General features: G+C 58.1%; 2 protein-coding genes. Both read left to right on the top strand.

Annotation, left to right across the window (positions count from 1 at the left end):
- Window positions 1–7 precede the first annotated feature (7 nt).
- The gene (locus tag OOT55_RS12770; RefSeq protein ID WP_265366245.1) at window positions 8–14,989 is read left to right on the top strand and encodes a hemagglutinin repeat-containing protein; all 14,982 of its coding nucleotides are present in this window, start codon (window positions 8–10) and stop codon (window positions 14,987–14,989) included.
- A complete protein-coding gene (locus tag OOT55_RS12765) occupies window positions 14,986–15,420 on the top strand; it encodes a hypothetical protein (protein WP_265366244.1) in 435 nt (144 codons plus the stop codon). The genes OOT55_RS12770 and OOT55_RS12765 overlap by 4 nt, the downstream gene beginning before the upstream one ends.
- Window positions 15,421–15,681: the final 261 nt, after the last annotated feature.

Here is a 15,681-nt window from a genome sequence, read left to right as displayed (position 1 = left end):
CAGCGTCATGAAACGAATCAACAGTTACGCCAATCGTCTCATTGTATGGGCGGTCTCTCTGTGCATGGTGGGACAACCTCTCGCGGCCTCGGCAGAAGTCATTGTAGACAGGAATGCCAATGCCGAGCACAGGGCACAGTTGGACCGTGCTCAGAACGGTGTCGACATTGTGAATATTACCGCGGCCTCAAAGGCAGGGGTTTCGCATAACAAATTCAGTCGGTTTGATGTACCGGAAGAAGGCATCATTCTCAACAACAGCCGAAGCGAAGTGAATACCCAACTGGGTGGCTATATCGCCGGTAACCGTAACCTCCGGGACGGTACGGCCCAAATTATTCTGAACGAAGTGACCGGAGGCCACCGCAGTCAGTTGGAAGGCTTTACTGAAATCGCCGGGGATCAGGCCGAGTATGTATTGGCCAATCAGTGGGGTATTACCTGTGACGGTTGCGGTTTCATCAATACCCCCAAGGTAACACTCGCGACCGGCCGGCCGGAGATGAAAGACGGATCACTCAGTGCAATCCGCGTCACTCGCGGTGATGTGTCCATCATGGGGGAGGGGCTGAACGCAAGCAATGTCGACTACGTGGACATTCTGGCACGATCGGTCGCAATCAATGCCGATATTCATGCAGACCGGTTGCGTATGCTTACTGGAGCTAACCAGATCGATTATGCCTCTGGCGGTGTCGATCCCATTCAGGCTGAAGGCGATGCGCCGGATTTTGCTTTGGATTCTTCCGCCCTCGGCGGAATGTACGCCAACGCGATTACACTCCTGGGCACGGAACATGGTGTTGGGGTGCGGCTGGCGGGGGATATGGCCACGGACGCGGGTAACCTGGTTATTGACCAATCGGGCAAGGTGGAAGTCAATAACCTATTCAGCCAGAACCGACTCCGGATTGCCAGCTCTGCCGATGTCGTGTCGACCGGTAACCTGAGTGCCGACCGGATTGATGTTCAGGCTGGCTCGCAGGTGGTGCTATCGGGCGATCAAGTATTAGGTCACTCGGAGGTTGATCTCAGGGCTGAGCGTATAACCAACTCCGGAGCCGTCGCTGCCGGTTATAGCGACTCAGGCGAGTCCTCAGGAAACGGCCTGCTACTGATGTCGGCTGGCCGTCTGGAAAATTCCGGATCCATTGTGTCCTCCGATACCCTGAAACTGTTGGGAGGAAATCTTGGCAACAACGGTGATCGGGCGCTGATCCAGAGTGAGGGTACGGTTGAGCTGGAAGCAAGCCATCTCGACAATCGGGACGGTGCAAGAATCATCGCTGACGAGGCGCTTGAAATACTGGTGTCGGGCGAAACCGATAACGCCGGTGGTGTTATCGCCAGCGTCTACGATGAGCTGACCCTGGCTACCCTGAGTTTGAACAACTCGGCTGGCCTCATTCATGGCGGCGAAGCAACGACCGTGACGGTAACCGATCGGCTGAATAACTCTGATGGTCGTATCGAGTCCGAGGGAGCGCTTGCGCTGGATGTGAGCGGTAGCCTCAGCAACAGTGGTGGCACCATTGGCGGGAGCGAAGGGCAAAGCCTCGATGTTTCCGGTGATCTTGACAATCGTGGGTCGGCGACCGCCTTCTCAGATCATAGTCTGACCTTGAACCTCAATCAGTTGGACAACCGGGACGGTCAAATCTCTCATCTCGGAGAAGGCTTGTTTGAGCTCAATATCGAAAACAGCTTTCTCAACCAGAATGGTTATCTTGCCAGTGCCGGATCTATTGATCTGTCTGCGGGCCGCATTGATAACGATTCTGGATACATCGGGGCCGAGCACACCTTACGCCTGTCTTCAATCAATGACTTTAACAACCGCAAAGGAACCCTGTGGGCTGATCAGCGTCTTGGTGTGACGGCGGTCGATTTTGATAATACGCAGGGCGCCTTGGGCAGTCATCGAATTGATGTGGACGTGACGCGATGGGATAACACTCAAGCGAGTCTCAGTGCCAATGAAATTCTCGTGGCAGTCACGGAAGATATGAACAACAACAATGGGCAGCTACACGCTCAGAGTCGGTTGAATATGACAGTGCTGGGGTTGGTAGATAACACTGACGGCAGGCTGATGTCCGACAACGAGTTGTCGCTGCAGGCCAGAGAGCTTCGCAATATCGAGGGGGCTTTGGCGGCGAGAGGCGAAGGCGGGCTCGCGCTCGCCATTGAGGACAGCCTGATCAACAGCGGGTCGATCTACAGCCTTGACGGCGAACTGCAAATCGCGGCCGGTTCGCTGAACAATGATGCCGGCCTGATCAACCAATCCGGTGCACAACCATTAACGCTGGTCATTGATAATGTCCTCAGCAATCAACAGGGCGAGATCAGCGCAAATCACGCCCTGAGTCTGACCGCGGCCGAAGTGAACAACGCGGTTGGGGAGCTTTTCTCGAGGGACCTGTCAGTCGTAACCGGGAATTTCGGCAATCATCAAGGTCTGGTTGAGGCCGATAGCCTGGCATTTAACATCTCCGGAGATCTGAACAATACCGGCGTCTCGGACGCACCGGCATTAATCCGTGCACTTGGGTCATCCGGCGCAGCGTCGACGATCGAAGTCGATGGTCAGCTTGATAATCAGTTCGGTGAGGTTCAGGCCGTCAGCGATCAGTTCGTGCTGAACGCCACTGCGCTGGACAACCGCGAAGGCCTGATTTGGCACGGAGGCGAGGGTGACGCCCGGATACAGGTGGTCGAGTCGATCAATAACACCCGGGGAGCACTCATCGGACAGGGAGCTATCCTCGCACAGGCTACGGATATCAATAACAAAGAAGGCCTGATTCAGGCGACCGACTCGGTCGACGTATCGGCTGGCAATGAGTTCTCGAACGCTGCGGGCCAAGTGACGGCAGGGAGCCGTGTCAATCTGGAATTCCGCCTTTTGGACAGCACGGCGGGGCAAATCACATCCAATCAAGTGACGATTTCGGGGTCGTCTGGAAATAACCGTGGTGGTGCGGTCGATGCGGGTCAAGACCTACAGATAACGACGTCCGATTGGAATAACACGGACGGTTGGCTGGGCGCCAGTGGTGCTCTGGAGCTGAATCTTTCTGGCCGACTCAATAATCAGCGCGGAGAGCTGTATAGCGAGTCTGACATACGGATTACCTCAGAAGCATTGGATAATACCGATGGGCGGATTACGGCGGGTTCCCAGGCAAGAGTAAACGCCAGTGAGGTCGATAACTCCCAAGGGGAACTACTGGCGTCGGGCCTGATAGTCGATGGCGGCACCCTGGTAAACCGGGGTGGCGTCATTGAATCCGACACACTGGCGCTGACATTGCTGACCGACCTGATTAATACGGAAAACGGTCTGATCAGTGTATTGGCGACCGATCCCGATGCGTTGACTATCGCCTCGACCGGCGTGTTGAACAATACGGGCGGTCGTATCCAGACCAATGCCGACAGCGCTCAGTTACAGGCATCGTCCTGGCTAAATCAGGGCGGCCAGATCCTGCATCTGGGAGAGGGCGAATTGCGCTTGGGCAGCGCCATCGACCTGGACAATGAAGAGGGCGCTATAGAATCAAACGGATCGTTAAACCTCAGTGCGACAACGCTGAACAATACGGGTGGTCTGATCGCCTCCCGTCTGGCTCATTTGGAGGTCGAAGACGCCTTCGTCAATGAACGCGGAATGCTGGATGTCGTCGAGACTGTGACCCTGAACACGGGGCACCTCAATAATGTGGACGGAACCCTGTCTGCATCCGGGACGGAAGACAGTCACATAGCAAGCGACAGCCTGGATAATCGGCGCGGCCTTATTCAGAGCAATGCCGACACACTTTCTCTCACGTCAGATGAAACAGACAATACGGCGGGGACGATTCGTCACGCCGGTACGGGTGCGCTGATCATAAGGGCCGATGATGCCGGGTCGTTGAACAATGACGGTGGGTCTGTGCTGAGTAACGCTCGTATTGATCTTTCCGTTGCCGATGTGACTAACCGCCAAGGGGAGTTTTACGCACCGCAACTGGCCTGGAGCGGCACTGGCCTGGACAACACCGGAGGGTTGATCGAAGCGGAAGATCTGGTAATGGCGCTCTCCGATTCCCTGGTCAACGGCAACCAGGACGAGTTGGCTGGACTCATTACCGCCTTGAGCGGGTTTTCCTTGAGCGTAGGAGAAACACTGAATAATGCTGGGGGCAGCCTCCAGAGTTCCGCCGATGAAATGGTTATCGCCGCGCGGTCGCTGCGCAACGAGTCCGGCCGTATTCTGCAGGGTGGCTCCGGAACGTTGGAGCTTGATCTTCAGGACGGGCTGGACAATCAAAGTGGATGGGTGAATACCAATGGCGCCTTGCGCGTCGCGTCCGGCCGTATCAATAACCAGTCGGGCCAATTGCTCGCCAGGCACTCGGTGTCGCTGAACCTGACGGGGGCGGAACAGACCGGCCACCTGGATAACCGTCAGGGGCTGATTGATACCAGCGCCGGTTTGACCGTTCAGGCCGCTTCCATCGATAACCGGTCCGGCACCCTGCTGAGTGCGGGATCGGAAGCCAGTGAACTCACCGTTGACACCCTCTTCGACAATCGGGGCGGGCAGGTCCTGAGTAACGCGGACCAATTCACCCTATCAGCCGAAACGCTGGACAATAGCACCGATGGGGCCGGCTTGGCGGGCTTGATTCAGCACAACGGCAATACCCTGACCCTGGAAGTCGATAAGGAACTGAATAACAGGCAGGGAGAGGTGCTCAGCGCCGGAGCCTTGCGTCTGGAGGGTGCCGTACCCAGTGATCTGACAATAGACAATACGCTGGGGGTATTGGCCTCAGAGACACTGGCAGTAAACGCTGGAAATCTGATCAACTCAGGTGGGGTTCTGGAAGCGGACATTCTCGACCTGGCGCTAACCGGGAACCTGGATAACCAGGTGCATGTCGGCACCGAAAACAATACCCGGGCACTGATTTCGGCACTGAGCGGCGAAGCGGACTCATTGTCGCTTCAGGTGGGTGGCAGCCTGACCAACAGCGGCAGCGTGATACGCAGCGCCGGCGCCGACGGGACCATCACGGTCGGTGGCAAGCTGGTCAATCAGGAAGGGCTGGTTCTGCACACGGGTACCGGGACGTTGCGTCTGGACCTGCAGGAAGTGGACAACCGGGGCGGTCGGATCGACTCGGATGGCGCTCTTGCTATAGCCGCCGGAAGCCTCAACAACAGGGCGGGGAGTCTGGTATCTGAGCACCACCTTGACCTGCAGATTGCCGGGCAACTGAACAACGAGCGGGGCGAGATCGATAGCGCCCAATCACTCAGTATTGAAGCGAACGATATTATCAACCGGGCCGGCGTTCTGTCCGCCGCGGGTGAAGCGGACAGCACTCTCAACGCGACCACGTTTGATAACTCCGGCGGACGAGCCGTCAGCAATGCTGAACAGTTTACCATTCAGGCCGATGAGCTGATCAATCAGACGCTCGACGGGCAGGCCGGTCAGATTCATCACGCCGGTCAAGGTGTGCTGAACCTCAATGTGTCCGACCAGTTGGACAACAGCGCCGGCGAACTGATCAGCAACTCGCGCCTGATGTTGAGTGGCGGAACACAGCTGGACAATCAGTTGGGTCTTATTTACGCACCAGAGATAGCGGCCTTACTGGCGCGTCTCGACAACACGGGCGGCACCCTGTCGGGCGAGCGTCTGGATATACAGCTTTCCGGTGATCTGATCAATGGCACCGTGGGGGAGCAACGCGGTTTGATTGCCGCAATGAGTGATATGGGCAGCGCCGAGTTCAGACTCACTGCAGACGGAACCATCGACAATCAGAGCGGCACATTGCAGACCGATGCCGATAGCGCCGCCATTGAATCGGCGGCACTGGTAAACGACGGCGGACGCCTCCTGCACCTGGCCAATGGAACACTTGATCTTTCTGCCGACGAGGGCGGCTTGAGCAACCGTAACGGCCTGATCGTTACCGACGGTTCGATTACTGCAGACGCCAAGGCATTGGACAACCAGAAGGGAGAGGTGATTGCACAACGCGATATGGCAGTGAGTGTGGCACAAGGCTCACTGACCAATGATCAGGGATTGGTCAGCGCCGGCGGTCGCCTCATACTCTCCGGTGGCAGTCTGAGTAACCAGGACGGTGAATTGTTCAGTGCCGGTACCGGAGACGTTGCATGGAACTTTACCGGTGAGGTCAATAACGCCGGAACCATCCTCAGTAACGCCGGCCATTTTGATCTGAGTGCCGATCGCTTGCTCAATAAGGGAACCCTGCACCACTCCGGAGATCGACTGGCAGTCACCGTGGCGCAACAGCTGGACAACGACGGCGGCGAGCTGGCGTCCGCCTCCGAGCTGCAACTGACGGCGCCCGAACTGATCAGTCGCAATGCCGGCACAATACTGGGCGAGCGAGTAACCCTCACGGCGGATCGCCTGAGTAACACCGACTACGCCCTGTTGGAAGCAGAACAACTGACACTGAATATTCTGGAGTTGACCACCAACCGTGGCGACGCTCAACTTCGGGCCTATGCCCAGGCCGGTGCTCAACTGCAGCTCGGTTCGGACCTGGGTACACCGCTGGTCATTGATAACCGCGGCGGAAGAATCGAAACCAATGCATTGGATGTTCAACTCCACACCGCCGGGTTTATGAACGAGGGTGGTCGGTTGATCCATGCCGGCGACGGCATGCTCCAGCTGATCAGCGGCAGCGACTGGAACAACCAGGGTGGCGCGATTCTCTCCAACGGTGCCCTCAGTCTCACCGCGGCCAATCTCGACAACAGCGCCGCGGGTACGCTACAGAGTCTTGAGGGCATGACACTGTCTCTGTCCGGAGCGCTGGATAATCGCGATCAGGGCCTGATTGATACCGCCGCAAACCTCACTCTTGAAGCGGAACAGTTCGATAACACCGAAGGCTCCCTGTTCAGCGCGGGCGCGGCGGACAGCGCACTGACCGTTCGCCAATCGCTGAATAATACGGATGGTCTGTTGTTGACCAATGGCGAACGCCTGACGCTGACCCTGGGCAGTCTGATCAATGCCCGTGTCAATACGGAAACGGGCGGGGTCATCAACCATGCCGGACAAGGTGCCTTGCGCCTCGACGTGAGCGGCGCCGTTGACAATGACACTGGCGAGCTTGGCAGCGCCGGATCCATGGACGTCGAGGTCCAGGGCGCCTTCAACAACCAGGTGGGTGTGTTGTTTGCCGCCGAGCGCATTGGCTTGCAGGCCAACACACTGGATAACCAGAGCGGTACGGTACAGGCCGGTCAGGTGAGCCTGACCGCCACAGAGCATCTCGATAATGATGAGGGTGGCAAAATTACGGCGCTCGGGCTCGCCGGTGAAAGCGAGGCGCTCACCTTGGTCGCAGGCGGCGCATTGACCAATCAGGCCGGGTTGATTCAGGGCGTCGGGGGATCGACATCGCTCCAGGCACAAAGCCTGGATAACTCGACGGGCGACATTCTGCAGGGCGACGCTCACGACTTGTCGGTCACCAGCGATGGGCAACTGCTCAATCGCGGTGGTGCCATTCAAAGTGTCGGTAGCCTGACGCTATCCGCCGCTGAAATAGTCAACACACAGGCAACAGACGGTGCCAAGGCGACCATGGCGTCGGGAGGCAACCTGAGCCTGTCCACCATTGGCTCGCTCAACAATCAGGGCAGTGTCATCAGCAGCAACCAGACCCTCGAGCTCAGCGCCGAATCTATCGACAACCAGAAGGGGGCCATCAGTGCTTATGGCAATGGCGAGAATCGACTGACCGCCACAACCACCCTGGATAACACCTCGGGTTCGCTGTACTTCAATGGCGGAGCGAGTGAGCAGTCCCTTCAGGTGGGTGACTCATTGCTGAATGTTGATGGTGAACTGGCTCACAGCGGCACAGGCAACTTGATGATCACCGCACCACGGGTGGATAACAGCACCCTGGTCGGTCGTAGTGATGCGGAGAGAAACCCCCAGGGCGCCCTTCTGAGTTCCAACGGCCGTGTGTTGTTTTCCGGCCTTGATGCGCTCCTGAACAATGGCACGGACACGACGCCGCCGTCATTGATCAGCGCAAGCCATATTGAACTGACCGGATCGGATGCCAACGCCAAGGTTGAAAACCGCTTTGGCCAGCTGATCGCTACCGGCTCAGACAGTCTCCTGGTATCGGGTTTTGAGCTCGATAACGACAATGGTCTGCTCTATAGCAACGGCCCGGCAACTCTTGATCTTAATGGTTTGAGCAATACAGGAGGCAGCCTTGAATCCCTGACGGATCTCACCCTATCCCTGGATACTTTCTCCTTTGGTGATGGAGAGCTGAAGGCCCAGCGCGATCTCACCATTAATACTGCGGATAATCTCAACGTTCTGGCGGGAAGCAATGTGTCTGCTGCAGGTAGCCTGTATCTCAATGTCGATGGCTTTTTCAGCAACAGAGGCGACATCGAAGCTAATGGCACCTTGTCGATTCAGAATATCTCTGGCGGAGGGCGGTTTGAGAATAGCGCCAGTGGGACGTTAACCGGCGATGAGCGCCTGGAGATTGAATTTGGTGATGTCGTCAACTACGGCATCATGGGCTCCCAGCGCGTTATCGATCTGTCGGGAGGAAACTTCCGAAATCATGAGACGGTCGTGGCCGGGCAGAATTTAGAGGGAACCTTCGGCACAGTTGATAACTATAAGCTGATTTTTTCCGGAGACACGCTCCAGTTTAACGGAACCAGGGCAAATGGTTGGGGTACTTCAATCAGAAATCGGACTGGCGCTGACATTTATGCGATAGGAGACTTGGAGCTAAAAGCTTCTAGTGTAGAGAACTTGTCCGGCCGCATAGAGAGTCGATCTGGAAATATCAGGATTGAAGCCGATCAGCTGCAGAACAAGCAGGAAAATATCGATATTATTTATCACGACGAAGTGGAAGTTTTCAGAATTACTGAGGGACAGTATCCAGATCAATACACCTATGTTGGCTATGAAACAAATGTAGACCAAGTTAACCTTTCCGGAGGCGCTTTGCTTAGCGCCGGGGAGAGCCTGGATATTTCGGTCGGCTACATAACAAACACCGTCAGTACTATGAGTGCGGGTGAGAATATCGTTTTTAATGGCTTCAACCTTTCCAACGAAGCGCTCGAAGTTTACGACGAAAAACGGCAGGTCAGTTTCCCCAGAGGTGAAGGTGAAAATGAAGATGCGCGAACGGAAACCTTCACCTACGAACTCTACGACAGCTACGCCTCCGAAATTCTCGCCGGCGGCGTTATCCTGGGTGATTTCACTGGCCAAGTGGACAATGTCACGATTCGTGAAGGATACGACCACGAATCCAACATACTGAACGAAGAAGCGGGCGCAGCCTCACCCGGTTCGGTGCAGGCACGCTCGGGGGCCGCCGTCGAGCAGCAGTCAGCAGCCAACCTGGACGCCTCGGTCGAATCCGACAACTACAATGCCACCGCCGCCACCAGCGGCGCGTCCGTTGAAGCTGTTGAAAGTGGTCGTGGGGACGTTACCCAAGCGACCCACCAAGGGGCTGACGTCACAGCTGACGAAGTAAACAGCACCCAAGCACAAACGGTCACCAGCGGCAGCGCCCAGGACAGCTTCGAGGGCCAGGGACGCTCTGGTGAGCAAATCGCCAGCAACGGCGAATCCCTGGAGGTAGAAGGCAGTCAACGGGAGGGTGTACAGGTCGATTCGTCCAACCGCGACTCGAGCTCACTGACCGACACGGGCGCCGGTTCGGACGCAAACCGTCCCGATGCCCCCGAAACTCAAACGCCGGAGTTGGCTGAAGGCGGCCAGCGGGATTCCGTTCCGGACGCGACCGAGGACAATAATCCTCAGCCCGTTCAACCCCCCGAGCCGCCACCCGCGCCGGTCGCCAGCGGCGAAGACATCGAGCTGGCCGAGATCTACAACCCGGCGGATAACATCAGTCTCCCGCAGGATGGCAGCCTGTTCGTGATCAGCCCGGAGCCCTCGGCCAACTACCTGGTGGAAACCAACCCGCTGTTGACCGACTACCTTGAGTTTCTCTCCTCCGACTACTTGCTGGAGCGGCTGGGCGTTGACCCGGCCGACCTGAGCAAGCGCCTGGGCGACGGCTTCTACGAAACCGACCTGGTACGTGAGGCCATCTGGAGCACACGGGGGCGCCGCTTCCTCACCAACACCGACGGCGTGGCCTTCGAGTCCGACGAAGCGCAATTCCAGTACCTGATGGACAACGCACTGGCCGCCAGTGAAGACCTGGAACTCCGCCCTGGCGTGGCCCTCACCGCCGAGCAGGCCTCCCGCCTCACCCAGGATATCGTCTGGCTGGAAGAGCAGGAAGTGGACGGCCAACAGGTACTGGTGCCGGTGTACTATGCCACGACGGCAAACGGCACCGAATTCAATGGTGGCGGTGCGGTCATCGCCGGCGCCCAGGTGCAGATCAATGCCGATGGTGGCTTCAACAACGATGGCACCATCGCCGCGGACGGTCAGGTGGCGCTGCGCACCGAGCGGGATTTCAGCAACGTCGGGCGCATCACGGGTGGCAGCGACATTACCATCGATGCCGGCCGCATCACCCACGAGCGGGTGGATGACCTGCGCGAAGCGGTGATTGAAAGCCGGGGCGGTGACATGAACCTGATCGCCCGCACCGGCTATATTCAGGCGCTGAGCGGGCGCATCAGCGCCAACGACCTCACCCTGCGGGCACTGGAAGGTCAGATAGAAAACCGGGCCAGCCTGGAAGCCCGGGGCGACCTGGTCGCTCGCGCCAAAAGCCACATCGTCTCCGTGGTTCAAACCGACGGGGAAGGCGGTCGCATCCAGGCCGGTAGCGACCTGACCCTGATTGCCGAAGAGGGCGATATCATCAGCCGCTCGGCCACCGAGCGCCGCACGGGTCGAGCCGGGGACATAGTCAGCATGGCCGGGCGGGCCGACATCCGCGCCGGTGGCAACCTGCAAATGAGCGCCGGTCGGGACATCGAGCTCACCGCCAGCGACCTGACCGCCGGCGGCGACGCCCGCCTGCGGGCCGAGCGCGACATTACCCTCGACGCCCTGGAAACCCGTAGCGCGGACATGGATGGGCGGGTCAGCAGCAAACGCAGCCACATTACCCGCACCACCGAAACCGGCCATGAAGTCACGAACCTGAGCGCCGGCGGCGATTTGGCGCTGTCGGCCGGCCGCGACCTCACCTCCCGTGCCGCCAGCCTGGAGGCGGGCGAGAATATCGACCTGCACGCCGAGCGGGACACCCGCCTGCTCTCGGTCACCAACACCCGCACCGAGGAACTGGAGTCCTCCTACGAAGGCTCCCTGGGGCGCCGCAAAAGCCGCTCCGAGTACAGCGAAACCACCGACGTGGTGGGCACCCGCGTTCAGGCTGGCGGCAACATCACCGTCAACAGTCGCCTCACCGACGAAGGCCAAATTGCCCTCAAGCAGAGCCGCGACGTTCAGATCGAATCGGGCCAATTGGTGGCCGGGGGTGATCTGGTGGTGGGCGCCCAGCGCGATATCACCATTGAAGGCGCCGAAGAAACCCGCCACACCGCCAGCCAGAGCCGCAAACAGGACTGGAGCGGCCTCAAAAGCCGCCGCGACTGGAGCGTCCAGAGCGAAACCGGCTACGCCGGCAGCGAATTGGCCGCCGCCAACGACGCCACCCTGGTGTCTGGCCGCGATACCGACATCGTCGGCAGCCAGGTGGCCGCCGGCAACGATCTGCAGGCTCAGGCCGGTGTACTGGACGACTCCGGCAGCCTCACCCTCCGCGAAGGCATGGAATCCCGCCGCGACTACCAGGCCACCCAGAAGCGCTCCCCCACCGCCAGCCTGGAGGCCGACGACAATAGCGTGAACGCCTTCGTTGGCAACCAGCGCGAGCGCACCAGCTCGGACGTCACTCAGGTGCGCGGCCAGGGCAGTACCCTGGTGGCGGGTAACAATGTCACCGCCCACGCGGCCAACGATCTGATCATCGAAGGTAGCGACGTCGCCGCCGGGAACAATGCCCGGTTAACGGCCGACAACAACGTCCTGATCCGCGCCGGGCAGACCGACACCAGCACCGAACAGGGCCAGCGCACCACGCGCGATGGCCTGGGCCTCACCCTCAACCACAACCTGGGCCAGGCCAAAGACGCCCTGGAAAACCTGGGCCAGGGCGACAACACCGTCAGCAAGGTCAGCGGCGTACTGCGCGCCGCCGACGCCCTGAACAATGCCCAACCCAGTGCCAGCGCCCATCTGGGTAAAACCACTACCGAGAGCGGCAGTGAACAGCACACCCAGGGCGCCCGCGCCAGCCGCATCAGCGCCGGTGGCAACATCGACGTGGCGGCGGGCAATCGCGCCGAACTGACCGGCGTCGAACTGGACGCCGGCGATGACATTCAGATCAGCGGTACCGACGTCGTCCTCGTCCCGGCGGACACCACTGGCGAGCAACAAAACAGCACCGACTTCAAGCAGACCGGCGCCACCCTCCAGGCGAGCACCACCAATGCCAGCCTCACCGCCGGTTACGCCAAGGCCGACAGCGAACAGTCCACCCGGACCACCGGGCAAGTCGGCAACCAGCTCACCGCCGGTGGCTCCATCGCCCTGACCGCCGAGAACGACGTCCTCGTCCGGGGCAGCGATTTCAATGCGGGCGAGAACATCGACCTCACTGCCGGCAACAACATCGACCTGCTGGCCGGCACCCACACCCAAAACTCCGCCAGCGACTCCGACCATGAAAGCGGCGGTGCCGGTGTCAACCTGGGTAGCAATGGCGTTGGCTTCACCGCCCAGGCCGCCGGCGGCCGCGATCGCCTGAACCGCGAGGCCACCCAGCACACCAACAGCCAGCTCACCGCCGGTAACGCCATCAACCTCACCAGCGGCAACGACACCACCATCAGTGGTGCCAACGCCGAGGCCAAGCACCTGAACGTCAACGTCGGTGGCGACCTCACCGTCGCATCCGTGCAGGACACCGGCAGCGCCGACGGCCGCCGGGAAGACTACAGCGGCAGCATTACCGTAGGCGCGGGCGTCAGCGGCGGCGCCAACGTCGGCCGGGGCGAGACCGAGGGCTCCACCGCCTGGGTCAGCAACCAGACCAGCCTGATCGGCTCGGAGAGCGTCAACATTCAGGTGGACGGCCACACCCAGGTGGACGGTGCCCTGATCGCCAACATCAAAAACGACGGCACCGATGGCGGCAACCTCAATCTCGATACCGGCACGCTCGGCTACACCAATTTCGAGGACCACGACCGGGAAAACAGCGACTACGCCAGCGTCGGCTTCGGCACCGGCGGCAACGCGGGCGCCAACGCCCAGACCAGCGCCCACGAGAGCTTTGAGGGTACCAGCGGGACTCTGGACTTTACCAGCCGGGATAAAGACCGCCAGCAGATCACCCGAGCCACACTCGGTGAAGGCAACATCACCGCCCGGGACAACCCGGACCAGGACCTGAGCGACCTCAACCGCGACATCGACACCGCCCAGGAAATTCTCAAAGACAAGGATGAAACCACCGACGTCTACGCCAGCACCACCAGCGTGGAGAGCCTCAAGGGCCTGACAGAAACCGGTGAGGACAATACGCTCAACCAGTGGGCCAGCAACATTGGCAGTATCGCCGATCCGGATAGCTACAAGGCCATGGCCGACAACGCCGCACAACTCGGTAATGCCGATGAGTTGAAATCCGGTTGGGAGCAGGCCAAGAAAACCCTGGGGGTCACCGGCGAGCTACCGCCCGAACTGGATGCCAAAAACCAACAGTTGCGCGACCAGATTGTTCGGGAGCTGACCGAACAGAACGACGGTGAAGTGCCCGACAACCTCCAGCTTTACCTCGACCAGAACGGCGACATTGCCGCCGCTGAGGTGGATGGCGTACCAGTCTACATGGACGCCGACCTGGAACAGCAGTTCGCCGCCGAGCTGGAAGAGCGCTCTCAGCGACAGGCGACCGAACTGGCGTTAGCCGAAGAATCTGACGCCAATATCGATGCCTTGAGCGGTACGCTGGATGATGTGTGGAGTAATACCGACCAAACTTATTTCACGGCATTGGGTGAAAGCAACCAACGCAATCGAGATTTAGGGGCTCCTGACTTACTTACCCCCGAAGAGCAAAAAAATCTAAATGACTTCTTGGGTTGGCGAGCACCCGCTATCGCAGAGCATGAGGCTCAGTATGGGGCGCGTAGGGATATGGGTGACATGACCGGAGAGGTGCAAGACATCGGGCTGACGTTGCTCGGTGGTGCCAGCCGTTCAATTCTAGATAACACGACTGACATTGGGGGGCTGCTGATAGATGGGTTGGCTCGTGGTAGCTATGGCATGCCAGGCCAATTGCCCTATGGCGCGTTTGGCCAAACACCTATGGAGGTTGAGCCTATTGGAAGTAACTTAGCCAGAGAGCTCCAGGCTTGGGCTAACACACACGCCGACTCCTCAGATCCAAACGCCTTTTCAGGGGGATACCAAAATGATTCACTGAAATCAGCAATGGATACCGTGGGTATTGTCATGGGTACGGGCGCAATGTTTGGTGTGGGTCGTGCTCACCAAGCCGCCGATATAGGAGTGTCCCTCAGGAAGCCTAAGCAGGCGGCTGTGGATTTACCTTCGGAGCCAATAACGGATCCAAGCCGTTTGTTGGAGTATAAGCCAGCGCCCGGTAGCGCTCGGGCGGGCCAAGGCAGTGGCTCTCAGGCTGATGAGCTTTGGATAGAACTATACGGGGAGTGGTCTCCAGTCGGACGAAAAGGCAGAGAGCACTCTGCAACTACAAAAAATACTCGAGACTCTGATATTAATTTCTATGCCGACATGGAGCGCACAAGTAACTCTGGTCGAAGGGCTGAAGCTCGAGGTAAGACGGGCGAGGTTGTGGATGCTATACTTGACTTTTTGGATAAGCTGGAGAAAGGGGGATGATTCGAAGAGTTTATGACGCAATGCGTTCTTCATACTTCTTGAGTAGAGCGTTTCGGTGTGTGGCTAGAGGATGTGACGATGAAGCTCTCAGGCTCTTGAATAAAGGAAAAAAAGCCTTCCCTGAAGAGACTTACACAGAGCTTCTTTTGAGGGGGTTTTTGCATTGTGAAAGAGGAGAATGGAAAGATGCCATATATAACTCGCTGTGTGCATTAAGAAAAATAGAAAGGTCTAGAAGATTGAATAACGATGAAAAGAAGTACCTTTCTGCATATGCGAAAGACACAATAAACTTGTCGATAGTTCGTGGTCGAATGAATCAAGATTTGCTCCCTGTTGATGTGAGCTTCAATGTGGAAAATGTGGGCGAGAGGAGCAGGCGGCGATTTAAAGTGAAATTGGAGGGAAGGCCTGATAATCATAAAAAATAGAAATTTTTGGCTTAATTAAAAAGAAAAGCGATAAAGGGATTAGCAGCAAGAGTTAATATTGGATGTGGTTTGTGAAAATTGATTTGGGGAAATTTTATTAAGTTTTCATGGGATAGTACTTTTCGAGTTTGTGCATGGATCGGTTTCTTAAGTATAAAAAGCTCTACTGGATTCTGGTGAGTATTGTTATCTTGGGGTTTACCCTAAGGGTAGCTTACAAGGTTTACATTGGGGAGGGGTTAGATACCTACCACAGTGTAA

The organism is Marinimicrobium sp. C6131 (assembly GCF_026153455.1).
Lineage (GTDB): Bacteria > Pseudomonadota > Gammaproteobacteria > Pseudomonadales > Cellvibrionaceae > Marinimicrobium.
This window is presented reverse-complemented; position numbering and strand designations above follow the sequence as displayed.

Coding starts and splice junctions, on each gene's coding strand:
- OOT55_RS12765 (WP_265366244.1), top strand. CDS start 14,986: ATGATTCGAAGAGTTTATGACGCAATGCGTTCTTCATACTTCTTGAGT.
- OOT55_RS12770 (WP_265366245.1), top strand. CDS start 8: ATGAAACGAATCAACAGTTACGCCAATCGTCTCATTGTATGGGCGGTC.